This window comes from Flavobacterium beibuense F44-8, from assembly GCF_000769915.1.
In the GTDB taxonomy this organism is placed as follows: Bacteria; Bacteroidota; Bacteroidia; order Flavobacteriales; family Flavobacteriaceae; genus Flavobacterium; species Flavobacterium beibuense.
In genome coordinates this window covers 235384-258602 of the sequence record NZ_JRLV01000003.1, presented here as the reverse complement: position 1 = coordinate 258602, position 23219 = coordinate 235384, and the positions used below count along the sequence as shown (strand labels likewise).

The 23219-nt window shown below is 36.7% G+C and carries 25 protein-coding genes and 1 pseudogene; 7 read left to right on the top strand and 19 right to left on the bottom strand.

From position 1 onward, the window contains the following. Positions 1-126 precede the first annotated feature (126 nt). The 3 genes from Q763_RS03335 to panB all read right to left on the bottom strand — a co-directional run bounded on the left by Q763_RS03335 (position 127) and on the right by panB (position 3130). Positions 127-1464, bottom strand: coding sequence for a hypothetical protein (locus Q763_RS03335; RefSeq protein ID WP_035131172.1), 1338 nt, complete (start codon positions 1462-1464; stop codon positions 127-129). Positions 1465-1596: 132 nt separating this feature from the next. Continuing rightward, entirely contained in the window at positions 1597-2286 is a 690-nt protein-coding gene (locus Q763_RS03330) for an RluA family pseudouridine synthase (RefSeq protein ID WP_035131171.1), read from the bottom strand. A gap of 25 nt (positions 2287-2311) precedes the next feature. After that, a complete protein-coding gene (gene panB / locus Q763_RS03325) occupies positions 2312-3130 on the bottom strand; it encodes a 3-methyl-2-oxobutanoate hydroxymethyltransferase (protein ID WP_035131170.1) in 819 nt (272 codons plus the stop codon). Between the two features lie 126 nt (positions 3131-3256). Between panB and Q763_RS03320 the strand changes: the two genes are divergently transcribed. Continuing rightward, positions 3257-3694 (top strand): 3-methyl-2-oxobutanoate hydroxymethyltransferase, encoded by a 438-nt coding sequence (locus tag Q763_RS03320; RefSeq protein ID WP_035131169.1) that lies wholly within the window; start codon positions 3257-3259, stop codon positions 3692-3694. Positions 3695-3738: 44 nt separating this feature from the next. On the opposite strand, the gene Q763_RS03315 is transcribed toward Q763_RS03320, so the two are convergent. The 6 genes from Q763_RS03315 to Q763_RS03290 form a co-directional block, all read right to left on the bottom strand. Next, a complete protein-coding gene (locus Q763_RS03315) occupies positions 3739-5163 on the bottom strand; it encodes an L-serine ammonia-lyase (protein WP_035131168.1) in 1425 nt (474 codons plus the stop codon). Between the two features lie 155 nt (positions 5164-5318). Further along, the gene (locus tag Q763_RS03310; protein WP_198133435.1) at positions 5319-6572 is read right to left on the bottom strand and encodes a GldM family protein; all 1254 of its coding nucleotides are present in this window, start codon (positions 6570-6572) and stop codon (positions 5319-5321) included. A gap of 260 nt (positions 6573-6832) precedes the next feature. Then, positions 6833-7303, bottom strand: a complete 471-nt coding sequence (locus tag Q763_RS03305; RefSeq protein WP_035131157.1) for an acyl-CoA thioesterase — start codon at positions 7301-7303, stop codon at positions 6833-6835. A gap of 73 nt (positions 7304-7376) precedes the next feature. Further along, on the bottom strand, positions 7377-7958 hold the full coding sequence (locus Q763_RS03300) for a Crp/Fnr family transcriptional regulator (RefSeq protein WP_035131156.1): 582 nt from the start codon (positions 7956-7958) through the stop codon (positions 7377-7379). Between the two features lie 67 nt (positions 7959-8025). Further along, a complete protein-coding gene (locus Q763_RS03295) occupies positions 8026-9240 on the bottom strand; it encodes an RsmB/NOP family class I SAM-dependent RNA methyltransferase (protein ID WP_035131154.1) in 1215 nt (404 codons plus the stop codon). 60 nt (positions 9241-9300) lie between these two features. Then, on the bottom strand, positions 9301-10182 hold the full coding sequence (locus Q763_RS03290) for an AraC family transcriptional regulator (RefSeq protein WP_035131152.1): 882 nt from the start codon (positions 10180-10182) through the stop codon (positions 9301-9303). A gap of 94 nt (positions 10183-10276) precedes the next feature. Here Q763_RS03290 and Q763_RS03285 point away from each other — a divergent pair, with 94 nt between their 5' ends. Then, positions 10277-10645, top strand: a complete 369-nt coding sequence (locus tag Q763_RS03285) for a DUF983 domain-containing protein (RefSeq protein WP_035131150.1) — start codon at positions 10277-10279, stop codon at positions 10643-10645. Positions 10646-10659: 14 nt separating this feature from the next. Here Q763_RS03285 and Q763_RS03280 read toward each other — a convergent pair whose 3' ends face one another. Then, positions 10660-11187, bottom strand: coding sequence for a hypothetical protein (locus Q763_RS03280; RefSeq protein ID WP_035131148.1), 528 nt, complete (start codon positions 11185-11187; stop codon positions 10660-10662). Positions 11188-11383: 196 nt separating this feature from the next. Between Q763_RS03280 and Q763_RS03275 the strand changes: the two genes are divergently transcribed. Continuing rightward, positions 11384-12430: a WD40/YVTN/BNR-like repeat-containing protein gene (locus tag Q763_RS03275; RefSeq protein ID WP_035131137.1), complete on the top strand. Its 1047-nt coding sequence runs from the start codon at positions 11384-11386 to the stop codon at positions 12428-12430. Positions 12431-12495: 65 nt separating this feature from the next. Here the strand turns inward: Q763_RS03275 and Q763_RS03270 are convergent, their stop codons facing one another. The 3 genes from Q763_RS03270 to Q763_RS03260 are packed head-to-tail and all read right to left on the bottom strand — an operon-like array spanning position 12496 to position 13924. Beyond that, positions 12496-12939: a hypothetical protein gene (locus tag Q763_RS03270; protein ID WP_035131136.1), complete on the bottom strand. Its 444-nt coding sequence runs from the start codon at positions 12937-12939 to the stop codon at positions 12496-12498. A 4-nt stretch (positions 12940-12943) separates the two neighbouring features. After that, positions 12944-13351: a hypothetical protein gene (locus tag Q763_RS03265; RefSeq protein ID WP_035131135.1), complete on the bottom strand. Its 408-nt coding sequence runs from the start codon at positions 13349-13351 to the stop codon at positions 12944-12946. Positions 13352-13381: 30 nt separating this feature from the next. After that, complete coding sequence (locus Q763_RS03260; RefSeq protein ID WP_035131134.1) at positions 13382-13924, bottom strand: RNA polymerase sigma factor; 543 nt, start codon at positions 13922-13924, stop codon at positions 13382-13384. 153 nt (positions 13925-14077) lie between these two features. Here Q763_RS03260 and Q763_RS03255 point away from each other — a divergent pair, with 153 nt between their 5' ends. The 3 genes from Q763_RS03255 to Q763_RS03245 all read left to right on the top strand — a co-directional run bounded on the left by Q763_RS03255 (position 14078) and on the right by Q763_RS03245 (position 15786). After that, on the top strand, positions 14078-14398 hold the full coding sequence (locus tag Q763_RS03255) for a four-helix bundle copper-binding protein (protein ID WP_035131133.1): 321 nt from the start codon (positions 14078-14080) through the stop codon (positions 14396-14398). A gap of 75 nt (positions 14399-14473) precedes the next feature. Next, positions 14474-15130 carry an HAD family hydrolase gene (locus Q763_RS03250; protein WP_035131132.1) on the top strand — a complete coding sequence of 219 codons (657 nt, stop codon included), beginning with the start codon at positions 14474-14476 and terminating at the stop codon, positions 15128-15130. Then, entirely contained in the window at positions 15130-15786 is a 657-nt protein-coding gene (locus Q763_RS03245; RefSeq protein ID WP_035131131.1) for an HAD family hydrolase, read from the top strand. Before Q763_RS03250 ends, Q763_RS03245 begins: the two co-directional genes overlap by 1 nt. A 38-nt stretch (positions 15787-15824) precedes the next feature. On the opposite strand, the gene recG is transcribed toward Q763_RS03245, so the two are convergent. Next, on the bottom strand, positions 15825-17927 hold the full coding sequence (gene recG, locus Q763_RS03240) for an ATP-dependent DNA helicase RecG (RefSeq protein WP_035131130.1): 2103 nt from the start codon (positions 17925-17927) through the stop codon (positions 15825-15827). A gap of 17 nt (positions 17928-17944) precedes the next feature. Continuing rightward, positions 17945-18859, bottom strand: coding sequence for a hypothetical protein (locus Q763_RS03235; protein ID WP_035131129.1), 915 nt, complete (start codon positions 18857-18859; stop codon positions 17945-17947). Positions 18860-18963: 104 nt separating this feature from the next. On the opposite strand from Q763_RS03235, the gene Q763_RS03230 reads away from it, so the two are divergent. Next, the gene (locus Q763_RS03230; RefSeq protein ID WP_035131128.1) at positions 18964-21036 is read left to right on the top strand and encodes a M1 family metallopeptidase; all 2073 of its coding nucleotides are present in this window, start codon (positions 18964-18966) and stop codon (positions 21034-21036) included. Here Q763_RS03230 and Q763_RS03225 read toward each other — a convergent pair whose 3' ends face one another. The 4 genes and pseudogenes from Q763_RS03225 to Q763_RS03210 form a co-directional block, all read right to left on the bottom strand. Then, entirely contained in the window at positions 21037-21867 is an 831-nt protein-coding gene (locus tag Q763_RS03225) for a DUF5694 domain-containing protein (RefSeq protein WP_035131126.1), read from the bottom strand. 48 nt (positions 21868-21915) lie between these two features. Beyond that, a pseudogene (locus Q763_RS18115) lies at positions 21916-22172 on the bottom strand (DUF7660 family protein). Positions 22173-22179: 7 nt separating this feature from the next. Further along, complete coding sequence (locus Q763_RS03215) at positions 22180-22770, bottom strand: hypothetical protein (RefSeq protein WP_035131124.1); 591 nt, start codon at positions 22768-22770, stop codon at positions 22180-22182. 61 nt (positions 22771-22831) lie between these two features. After that, on the bottom strand, positions 22832-23215 hold the full coding sequence (locus Q763_RS03210; RefSeq protein WP_035131121.1) for an acyl-CoA thioesterase: 384 nt from the start codon (positions 23213-23215) through the stop codon (positions 22832-22834). Between the last annotated feature and the right edge of the window lie 4 nt (positions 23216-23219).

Sequence of the window (23219 nt, the reverse complement as noted above, 5' to 3'; positions counted from 1 at the left end):
TATAGTTTTTGGTTTTTGGTAAAGTGAAATTAATAAAATTAGCAGAACATAAGTGCTATTTTATGATTATTTAATACAAAAAGCCACCGTTAAGGCGGCTTTCATCAATTATATGATTTAATGTTTTTAAAGTCCGAATCTAAAGCCCATATAGGCGTCTGCCTGAGTAGTGTTCCCAATAGCTGCCGATAGTATTGAACCAGAACCTATAAAGAATCCGCCAATCCTGAAACCAACACCTGCCGTAAAGCCTGAAATTTCATTATGTGAGAATGGGGCGTAGGCCTCAAAAAAGCTTGTTGAATAGCGTGGTGTAACCGTAAATACATTTTGCGAACCTATACGATTGTTGTTACTGGCATCACTTAGATTTTGCTGTAAAAAGCCCGTAACATACCATTTATCGTATACTTTAACATCAGCATATAAGGAAAGCATGGTAGGCTGTTTAATTTTGAAATCTTTTTCAGATTCGGTTAATGTAGCATAACCACTATTAACTAATATAGCTTCAACATCATCAATATTATCTACATCTTCAAACTGCCTTAAATCAAGATATTGCCCGTCAGGAATGTCAACAACATAGCTTTTATTTACATTATTATCATCCTTAAAGGTCATAGAACCTATATTTTTTACAGATGCCCCTGCATTAATTTTATAGCCTCCGTTTTCGTCTTTCCATTGATAGTTAACACCTAAATCGGCAGCAAAACCATTAAGTCCTCCGGCAAAGAATTCACTGAAATTACTACTGTCTGTAAAACTGTCACCCAAAGATCCTGAGTAGGCAAGATTTACATTGGCATGTGTATCTGTAAGACCAACAAGCGGACCTACATTCTCAATTGTACCTGTAAATCTATCTGCCGACATATTAGCGTATGTACCAGGGAATATTAGTTTTAGGGTAGCACCTGCTGCTACTTTGTGTGTTTCGTTTTCAAAAACTTCTCTTGCTGCCGAAAAACCTATTTCTCCCCAGGCAGTTGCTGAGGCTCTTTGGTTATAGTCAGTTACTATATTTGCCTGTCCAATAAGTAAATCGTCACTGGCATTAACAATAGCGTTACCCAGGTTTGTATCAATATCAACCAAGTTGGTTTTTATTTTTGCTGCTGTTTGTATACCAAAAGCCCATTTGTTATACTTCATGGCAAATGATGGTCCCAATATCTCTACATCACCTCTTAGGTTTACAGGTTCATCTCCTTCAAAAATAAGGTCGCCTAAATCATTACCTCCAACCAGGTCACCAAAGGTAATTTTGTTGTTGGAAACATTGGCGCTAAAGGTAAACACATTAACCTCCATTTCATTTTTAAGGTTTGCAAGTTCAGCCGGGTTAACCGAAGCGTTGAGTATTCCTGTTCGTCGTGATGTGTTGATACCCGAAAAATGCTCTTGGGCATAAGTGTTTGCACATAAGAGTGTTACGATAAATAGTAGTTTTTTTTTCATAAGATTGATTGTTTTTTGGTTCTTCTAAGTTAATAAAAGACTATGTATTACGGTAAATTTTAATAGAATTTTACCGCAAAATACCAACCATAACAATCAAAAAAAAATACCCAAAACCGGGTATTTTAAATTTTATACTGACTGCCAAATCGTATCGTTTGGCACAGGTGCTGTAATTACCAAATGTTCTTTTGTAACGGGATGTATAAATTCCAGCTTTCTGGCATGTAGGTGTATGCCTCCGTCAGGGTTACTTCTGTCAAAGCCATATTTCAAATCTCCTTTTATTGGCGAACCTATTGCAGAGAGTTGTGACCTGATTTGATGGTGGCGCCCTGTGTGAAGGTTAACTTCAAGTACATAATAGTTGTTAAGGGCTTTGATTATGGTGTAATCCAAACTAGCCTTTTTACTGTTAGGTACTTCTTTTACATGAGCACGCGACGTGTTACTTTTTTCATTACGTTTTAGGTAATGGACTAAAGTATCGGTTTCCTTTTCAGGCTTATTTTTAACTACAGCCCAATATGTTTTTTGGGTTTCACGATTTTTAAATAAATCATTAAGCCTTGGTAATGCCTTAGAGGTACGTGCAAAAAGTACAATTCCGGTAGTAGGCCTGTCCAGCCTGTGTACCACACCAAGATACACGTTACCCGGTTTGTTGTACTTTTCTTTTAAATATTCCTTAACTACATCACTTAAAGGCTTGTCTCCGGTTTTATCACCCTGAACAATATCACCAACACGCTTATTGACAACTATTATATGGTTGTCTTCATAAAGGACATCTAAATTATCTTTTGTTGAGACAATCTTCATTTATCTAAATATCGAATAATCTAAATTAGTATTGCTCGTTTTCGTTAGGGAAGTCCTGTGATTTTACATCGCTAACATATTGTGAAATGGCATTGGTCATACCTTCGTGAAGATCCATGTATCTTCTTAAAAAACGCGGACTGAACTCATTGTTCATTCCCAGCATATCGTGTATTACAAGTACCTGTCCGTCTACATTACCACCGGCACCAATACCAATTACAGGGATAGAGATACTTTCGGCAACCTGCTTGGCAAGCTGTGCAGGGATTTTTTCCAGTACTACTGCAAAACATCCCAGTTTTTCTAACATCTTAGCATCGTCAATTAGTTTTTGAGCCTCGGCTTCTTCTTTAGCACGAACGGTATAAGTACCAAATTTGTATATGGATTGAGGTGTTAACCCAAGGTGTCCCATAATCGGAATACCGGCATTAAGTATCTTTTTGATAGAATCTTTAATCTCACTACCACCTTCAAGCTTAACGGCATGTGCACCACTTTCTTTCATTATCCTGATAGCAGAGCGTAAAGCCTCTTTTGAGTCTGACTGGTAACTGCCAAAAGGAAGGTCTACCACAACAAGTGCTCTTTTAACACCTCTTACTACCGATGATGCATGGTAGATCATTTGGTCCAGAGTAATAGGAAGCGTAGTTTCGTGTCCCGCCATAACGTTAGAGGCAGAGTCACCCACAAGTATAACATCAATACCGGCACCGTCTATAATGGTTGCCATTGTATAGTCGTAACCTGTTAGCATGGAGATTTTTTCTCCGTTTGCTTTCATTTCTATAAGTGACCTTGTGGTTATTCTTTTATAATCTTTTTTTGCTGTAGACATAATCTGAATTATTTAGGACGGTAAATTTACTAAATTGTGGTAACACTGAGTAAGATATACTGCTTTTATTGAACAGTTGTTTAATAATAAAAGAATATATTTACTACTATACAAATCGTATTAATTATGAGAAAATTGGTTTTATTGGCTTTACTTCTATGTATGCAGGGGGTATTTGCGCAAAATAAAGAGATACAACAGTCTATAGATACCTTTTTTGAGGGGCTACATAATAAAGATGTTGAAAAAATACAGTCGGTTTGTGATTCAGAGCTTATGCTTCAGTCGGTTAGTCGAAACGAAAAAGGGGAGGTGATGCTTACCACGGATCAAGCTTCTAAATTTTTTGCAGCTATTGCGGCCGTACCAAAAGAATTAGAGATACAGGAAAAACTGTTGGAATATAAAATTCAGTTTGACGGAGCCATGGCTCATGTTTGGACTCCTTATGAATTTTATGTTGACGGAAAACTAAGCCATAAAGGAGTAAATTCTTTTCAGCTATACAATGATAAAGGGACATGGAAAATTGTATATATAATTGATACACGTGAAAAGGCATAAAAAAGCACTTGCATCGCAAGTGCTTTTTTATGTATGTAGAACGGTTAACAGTCGGCGTTATTAACGGTAACTGCAAGTCCGCCTTCCGATGTTTCTTTGTATTTATTATTCATGTCCTGTGCTGTTTGCCACATGGTGTTTACCACTTTGTCTAATGGTACTTTAGCATTTTTAGGATCAGTTTCTAATGCCAGTTCGGCTGCATTAATGGCTTTTATAGCTCCCATAGTATTGCGCTCTATACAAGGTATTTGCACCAGTCCCCCAATAGGGTCACAGGTCATACCAAGATGGTGTTCCATTGCGATTTCGGCAGCAATAAGGCACTGTTCCGGGGAACCGCCCATAACCTCACATAAAGCTGCTGCGGCCATCGCCGATGATACACCGATTTCTGCCTGGCAGCCACCCATAGCGGCAGAGATGGTAGCACCTTTCTTGAAGATACTGCCTACCTCACCGGCTACTGTAAGGAATTGCTTTATATGTTCTTCGTTAGCATCGTGGTTTTCAATAACCATATAGTACATCAGTACCGCAGGTATAACTCCGGCACTTCCGTTTGTAGGGGCTGTTACCACACGACCCAGTGAAGCATTTACCTCATTTACGGCCAAAGCAAAACAGCTAACCCATTTTAATATCTGACGGAATTTAACTTCTGTTTTTCTGATAACCTCCAGCCATTCCTGCGGACTGTTATATGGTAGTTCACCAATAAGGTTTTTATGCATATCAAATGCCCTGCGTCTTACGTTTAAACCTCCGGGTAATATACCTTCGGTATGACAACCGGTGTACATACACTCCAGCATGGTATTCCATACACGCATCAGTTCGCTGTGAATTTCTTCTTCACTACGAATTGATTTTTCATTTTCATATACAATTTCAGAAATGGTTTTATTTTCTGTTTGAGTATATTTCAATAAATCAGCCGCATTATCAGTAGGGAAAGGGAAAGCACATTTGATAACGGCATTCTCTTTAGCGTTTATTCTTTCTTCCTTAACTACAAACCCGCCACCAATAGAGTAGAAGGTAGACTCATATTCACCACCATCATAATAAGCAGTGAAAACAAAACCGTTAGCATGGAAAGGAAGGAAATCCCTGTTGAAAACAATATCGTTTTCAGGATTGAATGGTATAACATTCAGTCCGCCTAGTATTAGCTGCTTCTGAAAGTTAATATCATCAATAGTAGTTTGTATACTCTCTACAGGAACATATTCAGGATCGGCACCACTAAGGCCCAGCATCACGGCAAGATCTGTTGCGTGTCCTTTTCCGGTAAGGGAAAGTGAACCGTACAGATCTACCTTAACGCGGTTAGTTTTTTCAAAAATGCCTTCTTCACGCAATTCCTCAAGAAAGCGTTCTGCACCGCGCCACGGACCCAAAGTGTGTGAACTTGAAGGACCCACGCCGATTTTAAGCATATCGAAAACTGAAATACATTCATTCATAGTAATACAAAAATATAATTATTGCGACTTATACAAAAGCGCCCAAAGGTAATTAAATTGATGATACTATAACGATGTAGATGGAAATTTGTTGATATGATAAAATGCTTATAACAAACAATAGTAAAATTGTTAGTTTTGGAATTTTATCGGGTTTAATTAGCACTAACAATCATTATTTTTAATGGTGAAAGGTTGAGAGGATACCTAAAAAGAGAATGATATACTTCAAGCTCAATAATTGAGTTTTCCGGAAGGGTTGAGAGCTGCTCAAAAGCAGTATCTGTAATTGTATTGTTATTTAGATCTATATTATTACCATCTGATAGCTTTATATTACACGCCAAAACCTGGTATTGGGTTAAAGAGCTTTGCTCATCATCTTCAGTTATATCTATAACGGCATCTTTTAGTTCCTGTAATGTCATTTTTAGAATACAGTTACTACAGCCTTTTCCGTTTACAGTAATTTTTTTAGGTGTTATATCTCTGTCTTTTACATATAGCAGTTGTTTTGTATGGATTATTGAGTCATTTTGATTTATTATTTCAAACTCCAGATAGGTTTTATCCTTTTTTATCCTACCGGCATCTATTACATAAATGCTATCGGGTAACATTTTTAGTCCTTTTCCTTTTACCTTGAATGATTTTGCATTGGGTACTGATATTTCTAAAGTATCTTTGATGCCTCTGTAAACTATAGTGTTACCATATTTAGTTGAAACTTCAGGAATAGGAGTATAATACTCATCATTTTTTTCTATTAGTTTTATTCTTAAAGAAGGAATACGAGCCATGTGAACTTGGCTTGGGTTATATTGTCTTATATGACAAATAAGTATTTCATTACCAGGCTTAAGCCTTTTTAGAACCAAATAAGCTTTTGGAGTAATTGAATCTCCTTCAACCCATATATCTTCATAACCTTTTGCTTTGATGGTAAACGACATTACTTTACTGTATTCAGAGGGCAATGTATAAGCTATATCATCCACTGGAATTTTGACTTGAAGTTTTTCAAGTTCCTCCAATGTCATTTCATAAATCTTATTACTGTAAAGATTAGTCATCACAGCTTTTCTTCGAGAAATATCCCTTACCTCAAACTCTTTGAATTCATTAATTATACTGTTATTTTCAAGTATAGCCTCAATATTTATTTTGACTGTTTTTCCCTGTACGCCATTAACATTTAAATAATAATTGCCCAAAGAGTCTTTTTTAGTTAACCCTGCAAGGGCGGTAACTTTATATGATTTGGCTCCCGGAACAGCTATTTTAATTGGGTTTTGAATACCCCTGTAAACAATGTTAGCTTTTTCAACTGAAATGGCGGAGATATTGTTATCCTGAGCTACTATTAACTGGGTGATAAAAAGCGCTAAAAAGAAAAATGTTTGTTTCATAACGGCATGGTTTGAAACAAACATAATGAAAATTAATTTTTCTTTTAGCTGTAAGTAGTTCTTTATAAGTCTATACTCATTCACAAAAGCTAACCTTTCCCCTTAACCGGAATACCATTTACTATTGAGGTATTTGACGGTGTTGTGCTTAGCAGACCTTATTTACACTCAATAATTAAATAGCCTTTATATATTCATCTAGGAGAGGTGAAGGGGAAAAGTTGCTATTTCATCCTGGTATATTTACTCAAAGTTACAAATTATACTTTTTGTGGCATCAAAACACTTAACCTTTCTGATATTGAAGGTTTTAATATTTCTTTGTTTTCGAGTGGAATAGCCAGCTGTGCAAACCATTCGGGGTGGTTATCCCTTTTTCCTGTAAGGAGGTTAATGTGTATAAATTTTGTCCATAAAATGGCTTTTATGTGGGTTTCCTGTTCATTCCACATCGTCATTTCAACAAATAATGAATCATCACTGTATTTAAGCAATTCTGACTTTATACATACCTGTTCGCCATAATTTGCCGGATTGAGGTAGATGATCTCGTGCTTGTTTACCATCCACCCCGAGCCTTTACTGTAAAGGTAGGTCATACTTATATCGTGAAATTCCTTTAGATGATCTTCGCGGGCATTGAGCATGTAATCTACATAGCGGGAGTTGTTAAGATGTTTAAAAGAATCGCAGTCACTAAACCTGATGTTGTAAAATGTTTTAAGTTCCATAATTGTTTTAATTTTTTGATAAAGCAAAGTTGAAACTGTAGCACGGCTTTTCCTTTGACATTTATCAAAAACACTACACTCTGGATCGTATTCGGCTTAATGTCTCCTGTGTTATCCCTAGGTAAGATGAAATTAGCCCCAGAGAAACCCTTTGCAGTAAATCAGGATTTTTTTGCAGGAGGTTGTTGTAACGTTCTTCTGCCGATCGAAACTGTAAATCACTAAGGCGCTGATGCATGTGAACCAGTTCGTTAGTAACAACAAAGCGTCCCATACGTTCTATATCGTGGTAATCGTCATAAAGTTTTTCCAGTTCGGTATAAGGCATAGACCATATTATGGAAGGTTCTAAAAGCTCGATCTGCCTGTTGTCGGGCACATTGGTTATAGATGCCGGCATGGAGCAGGTAAAGCTGTTTTCGGTACAAAACTTTTCGGTAATATCCTTACCGTCCTTAATGTAAAAGGTTCGCGACAGCCCCTTTTCAATATAATATACATGCCTGCAAATTCCTCCCAGAGGGACAAGTACATGCCCTTTAGGGTAATGGTCTTTTTGCATTACCGATAGGAGTGCCGACCTGCTTTTCGGACTGATTTTTACAAAGGGGGAGATGGTATCAAAAAAGCTAACCTTTTTCTCTGCTTTTAGCATAACTTACCTTTTTAGTTTTACTCCAAATTTACAGAAATAAAAAACCTCCCGATTGGGAGGCTTCAATTTATTTTTTACGTTCCATAAGTGCCATATAGAATCCGTCAAAACCGGAATCTGATGCAAGGACCTTATTGTCTTTTACAAAAGTAAACTCTTTACCAATTTCTGTAGTAAGGAAGTGTTTAACCTGCTCCTCATTTTCAGACGGTAGTACCGAACAGGTAGCATAAACAAGCTTACCACCCGGTTTAACCATTTTAGAGTAGTTTTCCAGTACTTCTCTTTGAGTTTTTTTGATATTATCAATAAACTCAGGTTGCAGTTTCCATTTACTGTCAGGGTTACGTTTTAAAACTCCAAGCCCGCTACATGGGGCATCAATAAGTACCCTGTCGGCTTTTTCGTGTAGTTTTTTAATAACCTTAGTACTTTCAATAACACGGTAGTCAATATTGAAAACGCTGTTACGCTTAGCACGTAGCTTAAGCTGTTTTAGTTTACTCTCGTAAATATCCATAGCTATAAGCTGACCTTTGTTTTCCATTATAGAAGCCATGTGCAGGGTTTTACCGCCGGCACCGGCACAGGTATCAACTACACGCATACCAGGAGCCACATCTAGAAAACGTGCTACAAGTTGTGAAGATGCATCCTGAACCTCAAAAAGTCCGTCCTTAAATGCCTGAGTAAGGAACACGTTTGCACGTTCCGTTAATACAAGTGCATCAGGATATTGTTTAAGGAATTCGGTTTCTATATTACTGTCCATTAAAATGGCACGAAGCTGTTCTTTTGTTGTTTTAAGGGTGTTAACACGAAGTATAACTTTTGCCTGCTCGTTTTGTGCAGCAAGCTCCTTTTCCCATTTCTTTTCACCAAGTTCCTTAACACCAAGCTCATCCATCCAGTCCGGAATAGACTCACGGAACTTTCTTATTTTGGAAAGTTCATCAAAACGCCCTTTAATACGGCGAACCGGAGTTTCCTCAAAGTATTTCCAGTCTGGCAGGTTATAACCGCGAAGTACTGCCCATACGGCAAATATTCTCCATAGGTTATCCCTGGTGTAAGGCTCCTTAACTTCGGCAATTTCGGCATACAGGCGTTTCCACCGCACAATTTCATATATCGTTTCGGCAACAAACTTCCTGTCGTGGCTTCCCCAACGTTTGTCTTTCTTTAAAGCCTTTGCCACAACCTTATCGGCATATTCTCCCTCATTAAAAATAAAGTTAAGGGAGTCAATAACCGTAAACACTAAATTTCTGTGTAATCTCATTTTTGTGAATTGAAGTTGCAAAGGTATTATTTTTTGGGAGATATTTTGTATTCACATATGTTACACTTTATTATACCTATTTAAAAATTCACTTGGGGTTTCTCCTGTTTTCTTTTTAAACAGGCGTGAAAAATAAGCATAGTCCTCATAGCCCAGCATTTCTGATATTCCGGCAAAATTATCCTGTTGCAGTATAAGCTCTTTCTTGGCTTCCAGTAAAACCCTGTCTATAATAATATCTGAAGTTGTTTTACCGGCTACAGCCTGTGTTATGCGGTTTAAGTGTTTTGGCGTTATATGCATCATTTCGGCATAGGCAGTGGACGATTTTTCTGTAATAAAGTATTGGTTTACCAATTCTTCCAGTTTCAGGAATTTGCTGTAGTAACTGTTATGGGTATCCAGCGCAGCTACTGGGTTTTGACGGGCATATATACGGGTACATTCTATATATACATACTGAACCAAATTGATTATACGGTGTTTTTTTAAAATCTCATCCCTACCGTTTTCTTTTAGTATTCGTTTAAATAATAACGTAACATCATCTAATTCTTCGTTTTCAAGGTAAATGCAGGGAGAACTGTGCATACTGTAAAAGAAGGGGAAGTTGTTTATTTGGTTTTGGGTATAGTATAAATCATAAAAAGCCTGTGTATGGAAAAAGATATAGCCTTTAGTATCGGACGAAAGTTCCCAGTGGTGTGTTTGCCCCGGGTTAAGGAAAAAAAGGCTTCCCGGTTTAACATCATAAACCGTAAAATCTACTTCATGAATACCAGTGCCATGCGTAAAAAGTATAGCCAGATAGAAATTATGTTTGTGCGGGAGAGCAATATCCTTATGGCTGGTAATAAGGTGATCCTCCAATGTGTTTACATAAAAATCTTCCAGTCCGGTTTGTTTGAACTGATTAATATCAAGTATGGCTGTTTTCTTCATAGTTTAAAATAATGTCCTAAAAGTACAAATTATTGCGTAAATAAGCTATTGCCTGTTTTTACTACCTGTTGTAAATTTGAAATAAAAAAACAAGATGTCTAAATTCAACGATATAATAGAGGAAAAATGTCCGAAATGCGGAGAGGGTAAAGTGTTTAAAAGCAAAGGAAACCTGTTTTTATTTCGCTTGCCAAAAATGAACGATCACTGTCCTGTTTGTGATCATAAATTTGAAAGAGAGCCAGGCTTTTTTTATGGTGCAATGTATGTGAGTTATGGACTTACCGTAGCCGAAATGATTGCGGTATATGTAATAGCTCATTTTTTTATAGAAGGCTTTGGCGGCATGCTCGCATTAATAGCTTTTATGGCTGTAGCGTTGAGTATGTTTAATTTCAGGCTGTCACGAATGATATGGATGCATATGTTTGACAGTAAGGAAGAGAAAAAAGAGCAGGTATAACCTGCTCTTTTTCTTTATAGGCTTTCAAGAAAACTACTAAGCTGGTTGTTTTTGTAAGCATTACAAAGCTGATTGAGCTTATCTGTCCTTGGGACATTATTCCCCGGATTGTCTATATATCCTGCTACCAGCTCCCAGGTTCCCAGTTTAATAAAATCAGGATTGCCCGACTGGTCTTTGTTTTCTATTGTAAATTTTGCCATGCATGCCATGTAAGTCCACATAAGGAGGTTATTATCTTCAAATATGGCTATAGTATGATCTGGGGCAAAATTAAAATCAGGACTGTCCTGCATCCATCCCAGTAAATAACCTTTACTGGCCTTAACCTCTTCGTTGTTTAAATCATCAATAGGAGAGGAGATAATAAAGTCAGAAGCCTGTAGTGCTGCTTTTTCAAAATCTTTCAGTTCGATGCTTTTAGATACCGCAGCCGGAAGTGATTCAAGAGTTACAGGCTCAATAACAGGAAGCTGAAGGCTTTGGCAATATCCCGAACTGATGAGACACAGGAATCCCATGGTCAAGATAAGTTTTTTCATTTGTGTTTGGTTTATGGTTGGTAACCCAATATAATCACAAATTTTAAAATTTTAACAATTCGTTTCACGCAATAGTTATAATGCAAATATTGCCTGATGAAATGCATATTATAAATAAATCAACTAAATATAAATATCAGACTTTGATAAGCTGACTATTGTAAATTTACTAATTTAGGGTTTCAAAATTTTAAAGATGAGAAAAAGCCTACTACTGATATTTACTATTGCTATACTGTCCTGTAAAGAAGAAAAAAAGGATTTTAAAGCTTCTTTTACTGCTGTTAATGTTGATACATTACTTACCGATAGTATAAGTATACGTGCCATAGCGATTGATAATGATAAGGTTTGGTATTCGGGTAGCAGAGGTAAGTACGGTTATGCTTCACTAACAGGTGAGAAGGCCTTTAACGGAGTTATTGCTTTTGATAACTCGTTACCTGAATTCAGGGCTATAGCACAAACTGATAAGAATGTATTTATACTCAACGTTGCTACACCGGCTAAACTGTATAAAATTGATAAGGAGAGTAAAACGAATACTGTGGTTTATACCGAAGAAGGTGAAAAGGTATTTTATGACAGTATGCAGTTTTTTGATAATAATAACGGAATTGCCATGGGCGATCCTACAGATTACTGTCTTTCGGTTATTGTGACCAGAGATGGCGGTAATTCTTGGAAAAAACTTTCCTGTAATGATTTACCTGAAGTAGAAGATGGTGAAGCGGCTTTTGCGGCCAGTAATACCAATATTGTTGTAAGAGGACAAAAAGCATGGATTGTTTCGGGAGGAAAGAAGTCAAGGGTGTTCTATTCTGACAATATGGGAGAATCATGGAAGGTTTATAAAACACCTATTGTACAGGGTACGCCAACGGAAGGTATATATTCTGTCGATTTCTATGATAATGAAATAGGTTTTGCGGTAGGAGGTGATTATACTAAAGCCGAAACGAATAGCGGTAATAAAATAATTACGACTAAAGGCGGACGAAAGTGGAAAACAATAGCCGATGGTTCAGGATTTGGGTATGCGTCGTGTGTACAGTTTATGCCAAACAGTGAAGGGGATGAACTGGTAGCCTGTGGAGCAACCGGTATGTATTATTCGTTTGACAGGGGAGCAACCTGGAAAAAGATACTTGATGATACAGATTTACATACATTACGTTTTAAAGATGATAAAACCATTATAGCCGCAGGACAAAACAGGATTGTAAGACTGACTTTAAAATAAAAAAAAATCAGCAGGGTAATGGAAAAGATGCCTGCTGATTTTAGTAACAAAATAACCTAATTAAACTACTCTTTATGTTTGTCTTTCCATTTGGAAAGTAATTTTCTGTTGAAATCAAATTCTGCTTTCTGCAGTTTCAGTAACTTAACCGATCCTATAACAGGTTTTAAGTCGGCAATCATTTTACCTTTCAGCTCAACAAGTTCCTTTTCGGCTTCCTGAAACTGATTCAGGTAATTGCTCGCGTCTTTCTCAGTTAATGATTCTCCTGCATTTTCTATCTTTTTGATAATAGAACGCATTTTATCGTGTTTTATCTCAAATTCTTTTTCTTCATAAGCATTATATATAGGCCAGAATTTAGCCGATTCCTGACTTGTAAGCTTTAGTTCTGTAGTTAGAAACGATACCTTTAAAGCTTTAATCTGGTCTCTTTTCTCCTTATGCGTTTGTGAAAAAACACTTAGTGAGAAACTTAATAATAATGTTAGTAATAACTTTGTTTTCATAGTGTTATTCGTTTAGATAAATATCGTAATCTTCGTTATTTAAGTAGTTCTCTATATCTTCATCGCTAATTGCTATAGACGCCTCAAGATCTTCTATGGCATCCTTATCCAGTCCCTGTATAAAATCATTAGGCAGTATATCTGCCTGATAAACCAGATAGTTTTCTATAGTAGTAGCGTCGGGTTCGCTTTTTGTATTCGTTTTAAGAAGTAAAGAAACACCAAGAGCGATAACCAACACTGCGGCTACAGATGATATCCAAACCGACATCCTCCTGTAAAGCGGTACAACTTTAACTTCCTGTTCAGGGAGTTGCTGCATCATCTTTTCGGTAAAGTCATCAAAATAGCTGTCGGGTGTGGTAAATCCCGATTTTATTTTTGGTTCTTTATCTAAATTAAATGGTTTCATATATTTAAGACTGAATAATTTACAAAAGGTTTAATGAGTGTTAAAATAATTTTCAATTTTTTTACTGGCATGATGGTAAGAAGCCTTTAAAGCACCCACAGATGTATCAAGTATTTCCGACATCTCTTCATAGCCTATCTCTTCAAAGTAACGCATTTTAAAAACAAGCTGTTGCTTTTCGGGTAATGTTGTAATGGCCTGCTGGAGCTTTTGTTGTATTTCGTCTCCGCTAAAATAATTGTCGGCATGCAGCTCCTGAGCCTGTTTTTCTAATATCTCTTGGTTACTTACTCCGGCTTTCTTGGCTTTTTGACTAATAAAGGTAAGTGATTCGTTTGTAGCTATGCGGTATATCCAGGAAAACAGCTTGCTTTCGCCCTTAAAATTACTAAGGTTCCTAAATACTTTAATAAATGTGTTTTGCAAAACATCATCGGCATCATCATGGTTCAGTACTATATTACGGATATGACTGTACAATGGCCTGCTGTATTGGGATACAAGCTGCCTAAACGCATCATTTTGCGTTTTGGGGTCAAGCAATTGTGCTATGAATGCCTTTTCGTCCTGCAATTACTGTACTTTTATTAGTTAAGACTAAAGTTAATCTAAAAGGTTTAAATAAATTATTTATAATTTTTTACTGAAACGTTTAACATAGCATTACGAGCATTCGAAAATGTGCTTGGTAATTTTGTAACAAGTTTAACCATAAATAATTAAGTTATGAAAAGAAATCAAACTATTATTGACGCATGTCTTGCTTGTTTTGCAGCATGCGAGTTGTGTGCTACAGAATGTATTAAAATGGTAAACGAAGAACATTTAAAATGTATTGCAACCTGCCGGGATTGTGCAGAAGTATGTATGCTATGTATTAAACTGGAAAGCAGGGACTCTGATTTTAGTGACCGGATTATGAAGCTATGTGCTGATATTTGTAATGCTTGTGCTGACGAGTGCGAAAAGTTTGCTGATGAGCACGACCATTGCAAAGAGTGTGCAGAAGCCTGCCGTAAATGTGCAGAGGAATGTATGGCTTACTAATTTAACTCCATCTTAATGCCCTAAAACTTTTAGCTTACAATAGTATGTTGTAATTTTACGGTTTTAATTTTGACTATGATAAAGACCGTTATATTTGATATGGACGGGGTTATTGTTGATACTGAACCCGTACATCATTTTGCCTACTACCAGCATTTTAAACACCTTAATATTGAAGTTACACACGAAATGTATGCTTCATTTACAGGTAACTCTACTAAAAATGTTTACCAGAAACTTAAGGATACTTTTGATCTTGAGCATGAGGTGGAACATTTGGTACAAACTAAAAGGTCATTATTTAATGATGCTTTTGACGTAAAGGAAGATCTTGACTTATTGCCGGGTGTAAGGGAGCTTATAGTGGATCTTCACGATAACGGTATCCAGCTTATACTGGCTTCATCTGCCTCTAAGGTAACTATAGAGAGGGTGTTTAACCGTTTTGGGCTTCATCAGTATTTTACTCATATAGTGAGCGGAGAGGATTTCCCAAAATCCAAACCGCATCCTGCTATATTTGAGCATGCGGCATCATTATCAGTTGCGCCAAAAGAAGCATGTATTGTTATTGAAGACAGTACAAACGGAATTAAAGCAGCAAAAGGTGCCGGTATATTTTGTGTGGGCTACCAAAGCGAAAATTCAAAATTACAGGAGCTTGAAGAGGCCGATAAGATTATTGCCCATTTTAACGAGCTTGATTACCAAAAAGTAAGAGATATTAAGTAATGGTAAACGCTGTAATATTTGATATGGACGGGGTAGTGGTAAATACCGAACCCGTAGGACTTGAGGCTAACCAAAAGTTTTATAAGGAACTTGGTATTGAGGTTACCGATGAAATATACTCTGATTTTATAGGTAATTCTGATAAGAATATTATACAGAAGTTACGTAGCAGGTTTAACCTGGAGCAGAGCGAAGAAGTACTGCTTGAGGAAAGTTACAAATACTATTTTGATGCTTTTGATACCAGTGATGAACTGGAACTTATACCGGGAGTAAAAGACCTTATTATTGATTTGTATAATAACGGTATGACTTTGGTGTTGGCTTCATCGGCAGCAAAAAGGAAAATAGAGGCAGTATTCACAAGGTTTGACCTGCATCAGTATTTTAAAACTAAAATAAGCGGAGAGGATTTTGAGTATTCAAAACCTAATCCTGCCATATTTGACGAAGCGGTTAAACAAACCGGTTTCCCAAAAGAGGAATGTATTATTATTGAAGACAGTACAAATGGTATAAAGGCTGCAACCGGAGCCGGAGTATTTTGTATTGGTTACAAGGGAGAACATTCTATGGGACAGGATACATCGCTGGCCAATAAAGTTATTACCGATTTTAAACAACTTGATTATAAAACGATTAAAAACCTTATTTAATACTAATTAGTAAGGTTTTTATTCTTTATAAGATTAGACTAAGATATATAATTCCAGATATTCTTCTTTTTAGTCATTTCTATAAAAGCTGCCCTTAGTGCGGCGTGTTCCGGCTTATTAAGGTTTGCATCGTCTTTAAGTAGTTTTATAGCATAATGCCTTGCCATTTGCAGTATTTCACGGTCTTTTACTAAGTCGGCTATCTGTAGGTTCAGCACACCGCTTTGCTGTGTACCCATAATATCACCAGGGCCACGCAGTTTAAGGTCAACTTCTGCAATTTCAAATCCGTCATTGGTACGTACCATAGTATCCATACGTACTTTACTGTCGTTACTTAGTTTCCCGCCTGTCATCATTATACAATAACTCTGTTCGGCACCACGACCTACGCGCCCGCGCAACTGATGCAGCTGGGAAAGCCCAAAACGTTCGGCACTCTCAATGACCATAACACTGGCATTGGGTACATTTACACCAACTTCAATTACAGTGGTAGCCACCATAATATTGGTTTTACCTTTGGCGAACCGTTCCATTTCACTATCCTTTTCAGCCGGTTTCATCTGTCCGTGTACAATACTCACACTGTATTGCGGTAGGGGGAAGTCGCGCGAAATACTTTCATAACCATCCATCAGATCCTTATAATCCATTTTTTCACTTTCCTGAATTAACGGATAAACAATATAAACCTGTCTGCCTTTAGCGATTTCCTCCTTCAGGAAAGCCCAAACTTTTAGTCGATTACTATCATAACGGTGTACCGTTTTAATAGGCTTACGTCCCGGAGGCAGTTCATCTATAACCGATATATCCAAATCACCATACAGGCTCATGGCAAGCGTTCTAGGAATAGGTGTGGCGGTCATTACCAGTATATGTGGCGGAATTTCATTCTTTTTCCAGAGTTTGGAGCGTTGTTCCACTCCAAAACGGTGCTGTTCGTCAATAATAGCAAGCCCAAGGTTTTTAAACTGTACCTTATCTTCCAGTAAAGCATGAGTACCTATTATAATGTGTAGCGTACCGTTTTCTAGCTCTTCGTGAATAATCCTTCTTTCAGCCGTTTTGGTAGAACCTGTAAGGATTTTGATGTTTATGTTTAAAGGTTCGGCCAACTCTGACAGACCTAAAAAATGTTGGTTAGCTAAAATTTCGGTAGGTGCCATAAGGCATGCCTGAAATCCGTTATCAAGAGCCAGTAGCATGCTCATTAATGCCACTATGGTTTTACCCGATCCTACATCACCCTGCAATAGGCGGTTCATTTGTGCCGGATGCCCCATATCGTGCCTAATTTCCTTCAGTACACGTTTTTGGGCATTGGTAAGTTCAAAAGGCAAATGATTTTGATAAAAATCGTTAAACATTTCGCCTACCTTGTCAAAAGCGTGCCCTTTTATTTTATGTTTACGCAGTAAATTTTTAGTAATAAGCTGCAGCTGAATAAAAAACAACTCTTCAAACTTAAGTCTGAACTGTGCCTGAGCCAGTATTTCCTGACTTTTAGGGAAGTGTACATTAAACAGTGCTGCATTTTTAGGAATTAGTTTAATTTCCTGTAGCAACCAAGCCGGTAATGTTTCTTTAAACAATGCCTGCGTTTCTATAAACAACTGTTGCATTATTTTGTTTACCACCTTGTTGGTAATACCGCGTTGTGTAAGCTTTTCGGTACTTGGATAAATAGGCTGCATGGCACTGCGAAGGCTTTTTTCGTGTTCGCTAAGCAGTTCCATTTCGGGGTGCGCCATATTGAAAACCCCATTAAACGAAGTAACCTTACCAAAAATTACATAAGGCACATTTATCTTAACGTTTTCCCTTATCCATTTTTGTCCCTGAAACCACACCAGCTCCATTTGCCCGGTATTATCTACAAAGGTAGCAACAAGGCGTTTTCCGCGTTTTTGTTCAACCGTTTTTATATTGATTACTTTCCCTACAATCTGTACTTCAGAGTTGCTGTTTTGCAGTTCGTTAATACGGTAATACCGTGTACGGTCTATATACCGGTTAGGATAAAGGTTAAGCAGGTCGCCATATTTATGAATGCCCAACTCCTTGCGTAACAGCTCGCCACGGGCAGGGCCTACGCCTTTAAGGTATTCTATAGGAGTTTCTAACGGATTATTCATTTTGGCTTGTATTCTGTTTATTTTAAGCTATCAACTATCTCTTTATAGATAGCAAGTTTTTCGGCTTTATCTTTTGTTTTTACGGTGATAAAAAGTCCGTTTTCCAATAGGTTATCGTAAGAGCAATAAGCTAAAAGTTTATTGTTTACTACATACACATAACCTCCTTTATTGATGTTGGGCCAGTTATCAAGATATTCAGTTTTAAGTAAAAACTTAGCTTTTAATTCGGTATCATCGGTTTGTTCCATAATGACACCTTTAAATATATTATTTTCAAATTTTTTATGGTAATAAATACTAACTTCCTCCGGTTGGTTTAAGTATTTGTATTTAGGAAGTTTATACTTGTTTGTATCGGTATCATTTATTGTTGTATAAAAACCTGTTTCACAGTATTTCCTTTTTTGTATGGCTTCATAAATTCTTTCTTCTTTATGCGGAGAGTCCTCCATAACATGAGTAAAATCTCCTTCAATATCTATTTTAAATTTTTTGGTTTGGTTGGTAAAGTTCATTTTGTTAACTGTACCCTTAAACTTACCGGTAATAGTTTCTCCCCAACCAAAAGAACTATTGTTTAATGTAAGTTCATATGAATCAAAATCTTTAATAGTTACATAGCCACCTCCATCATTCCAGTGATAATATTTAGGGGTTATTTTGCCTTTTGTAAACTCTAACAATAATCCCTCCTGAGTATATGCATAATCAATCACAAATACCGATGTGGTATCTTTTTTAATAATATCAGCAACAGTTCTGGTATCTCTTTTCCCTGCAAATTTTGGTATACTGTCTTCCAGTGAATATCGGCTAATAATAAGCTTCTTTGCTGTTGCCTGTACATTTTTATCAAAAGAAATGTTTTTTTGGCTAAACAAAGATTGTATTGAAAAAAGTATTAGTAAGACTATAAGGCTTTTTTTCATTTTTAATTGTAAGGATTGAGTTACGAAGATAAAACTTATTCGATAAAATTAAAGTGTAATATATGTAGGCATTTATTAGTTTTGTATAAATACTTTGATTTTCTATGAAAAACTACATTTCTGTCACTATACTTTTACTGAGCTTTTCGGGCTTTGCCCAGCAATACAAAAAAGCCGATTTTAAAACCCTTAATGCCTATCTTACTTTTGATGTACCTCATAAAAAGATTTTGGGCAAGGTGAAGTATACCTTTGATTTGCTTGAAAAAACCGATACCATTACCATTGATGCCCATGATATGGATTATACCAATGTTACTATAAATGGTAAGAAAGCAGGTTTTGTAGATGCTCCACATGCCTTAAAGCTGTACAAAGGCTATAAAAAAGGAAAAAACACTTTAGAGTTTGATTATACGGCACAGCCTAAACAAACGCTTTATTTTGTGGGAGAGGGAGACGGACTGCAAATATGGACACAGGGACAGGGTAAATATACCAGTCACTGGCTACCTAGCTTTGACGATATGAACGAAAAGGTGGTATTTAACCTTTCGGTAGGATTTCAGGAGGGGTTTGAAGTACTTGCAAATGGTGAGTTAAAAGGAAAGTCGCCTGAGGGTAATCTGCTAAAGTGGAATTATGAAATGCAAAACCCTATGAGTAGCTACCTGTTAATGATGGCTATAGGTAGGTTTGAAAAACAACAGCAGATGTCGGCTTCAGGTACTCCGTTAGAGTTTTATTACCGTCCGGAAGACAGGGATAAGTTTGAACCGACTTATCGTTACAGCAAACAGATATTCGATTTTTTTGAAAAGGAAATAGGAGTGAAGTACACCTGGGGAATTTACAGGCAAATACCGGTGCTCGACTTTTTATATGCCGGTATGGAAAATACAACTTCTACGATATTCTCACAGGATTATGTGGTAGATAACATTGGATTTAACGACCGAACTTATGTAAACGTCAATGCCCATGAACTGGCTCACCAGTGGTTTGGCGATTTGATTACGGCAAAGTCGGGCGAGCACCACTGGTTACAGGAAGGTTTTGCGACTTACTATGCTCTGCTGGCTGAACAGGAATTGTATGGGGAAGACCATTTTTACTATGAGATGTACCAAATGGCTGAAAGGTTACAACAGGCATCACAAACCGATACTATACCTATACTAAACGAAAAAGCGAGTGCCCTGAGTTATTACCAAAAAGGTGCTTGGGCACTGCATGTATTAAGAGAAGGAGTAGGACATGATGCTTTTAGGAAAGCAGTGAAAACTTATTTAGAAAAGTATGCTTTTCAAAATGTAAGCACAGAAGATTTTCTGGCAGAAATTAACAAGGTGTCTGACTATGATACCGAATCTTTTAAAAAACGTTGGCTAGAAAACCCGAAATTTGAAGTTGGTGAAGCAATTGAGTTACTTAAGAAAAACAAATTTATACAACAGTATTTTGCTATAGGCAGCCTGCAAAGCCAACCGTTTAAGGAAGGTAAAGAAATGTACACACAAGTAATGAATTCGGATGCATTTTGGCCTTTAAAAGAAGAAATACTGTTTCAGCTTGCAGAAGTACCATTTGAAGAAAAAGCCGACATTGTGCGTACTGCCATGAAAACGGATAATATAAAAATAAGGCAGGCGGTTGCCCGTACCGTTGTTACTATTCCTGATGCTTTTTTTGAGGAGTACAAATCACTTATGCAGGATGAGTCGTACGTAACAAAGGAGATTGCCCTTAATGTATTAAGTATGCGTTTCCCGGATAGGATAGGGGAGTTTCTTGATATGTCTGATACCTGGGTTGGGTTTAACGATAAGAATTTAAGGATACTATGGCTTACCCTAGCTTACACCACAAAAGATTACAGAGCTGATAAAAAAGAGCAGTATTATACCGAATTACAAGATTATGCCTCACCTAAGTATGAGAGTAGTATCCGTCAAAATGCATTGTCTAATTTAATTTATATAGGTAAGCAGGATGATGTTGTACTTATAAATCTTGCCAGAGCCACTAAACATCACAAATGGCAGTTTGCTAAGTTTGGACGTGATAATATACGAAAGCTACTTAAAGAAGAAGGCTACAGGGAAGCATTTACCAATATAATGCCTGAGCTTAAGGAAAACGAAAGGCAAAGACTGGAATTACTTTTGGCTGAATAGTTATTTTAAAAGTGTATTTGCTTCTATAAAGTTATATTCGGGATCATCCCTGAAAATGCTTTTAAGTGAGCCTACATGACCTACACCTATAAGAAGCAAAATACGTTTAGGTTTTTCCTTTAGTTGAGTAGTTACAATATTGGAATAAATTTTATAATCCCTGTTTTTCCACACAGAAGTAAGCTCTGCGCCTATATATTTTGTATTAACAAATGCTGAATCAATCATTTCATCCTGACCTTTAAAAGTCCCGTTAGTAACACGGGCAGGAGTAATATATTTTAAATGATAGACTTTGTTGTAGGTGTCAGGTTGGTTTAGAAAAGTGAGATAATCTTTAAAAGAGAGCGTACCATTATTAATAGCCTTGTATTTTGCCATTACTATTTCCCGAAGCTCCAGAGTTTCGTTTTTATACAACTCAATATTATCTCCGTTATCCAAGAGGCTTTGTGAAGTTCCGCCGGGAGCATTAACACAGTATACTTTTTTTAGGTTATGTTTTTTTGCAATAGGAAAAGCGATATTAAAAATCTCTCTTCTGCTGGAAGTATTTAAAGTCCCTTTTACATAAAGATTATACATACTGTCTATTTCGGGTTGATTTTCCGGAAGCTCCTCAACCATAATGCAGTCTGGTTTGTACTTGCCAATTAAATTAATAACTGCATTTATTTCAGTTTTTCTTTTATCAGATTTGATATCAGTATTAGGGTTATCTTCTTTATAAATCTGACTAAAATGGTCTGTTCCCAGTATAACGATATCGGTTTTTTGTGAAAATACTGTAGTGCAAATAAAAAGCAATAATAGCGGTAAGGCTTTCGTCATAATTGTTTTTGTTTTTTATAAATATAACAAAAACAATTGGTTAACAGGTTATTCGTAAACAATAGCACCTTTTAGCATGTCTGCAAATACCTGCCAGTCTGCAGTCTCGGGGCTTCTGTCCTGTTTAGTGTTTTTATAATACTCAGGTATATCCTCAGCATAATCAGATAATGCTTCCAAAAAGATTCGAGGGTGTTATTCTCCCAATCTTCCGGTTTTGAGGTGTAGTATTTATGCAGAAGTTTTAAAAACTCAATAAAATCTTTCCTATTTGTAATTTGTGTATTATAGAGTTCATTTTCCATCAGTTAATTATCCTATTTTAATAGTTTTTACTGCTGCTTCAAACTCTTTAGAGCGGTCTTTTCCATTTATCTCATCGGTAAAATTAAGATGAAAAACATAATTGTTATAAGGGATAACATAGGTAAAACTACGTATGGTTGTAGTTTTTCCGTTTACCATCATGGAGTAGGTAGCTACATAGGCTATACTCTTAATACCTGCAATTTTTACCTCTTTCGGTTTTTTAACCAGTTTATAATCAGGTTGGAATTTCTTCTGTATTTTAACGTTGTTCTCGGTGGCTTTCAGCAACACTTTAAAATCTTTTTCATAATTGCTGGCTACGTTAAACTGCATTTTAGGAATGTAGTTACCACCTTCTTTGATGGTTTCTCTGTCATAAAACAGGGTTAGGAAAACCGAGTTACTGTCATCCAGTATTTTTTTACGTTCGCTTTTGCTTAGTTCAATTTCGGCAGGGAATCCGTTACGGTTATCTTCCCACCAGGTTTGCGGTATTTCGATAGTAATACCAAAACCTTTGTTATGATATATTTTTTGGGCAAAAGTCGAACTAAGGCATAAAAAAATAAGAGAGACAGTAAATATCTTTTTCATGATAATGTTTTATAAAACAAACATAAACAAAAAAGGCATCCGATGGAAGGATGCCTTTTAATTAAACTATTTTTACAGGGACTTTATTTTCATCTATAGCGACAAAAGTAAACTCTCCGGTTACTGCTTTTTCCCTTGTGTTTTCATACATCTGTTCTACATATATTTCTACACGTACTTTAAGACTGGTAGTTCCCACATAGGTAACCTTTCCTATAAGCTCTACTATGGTGCCTGCAGGGATAGGTTTCTTAAAATCGATACGGTCACTACTTACTGTTACCATACGCTGACGGCTGTAGCGGGTAGCAGTTATAAAAGCAACCTCGTCCATAAGGTGCATGGCGGTACCTCCAAAAAGAGTATCGTAATGATTTGTTGTGTTTGGGAAAACCGCTTTAAAAATTCGGGTTTCCGATAGTTTTATTCTTACTTCAGATGTCATATTT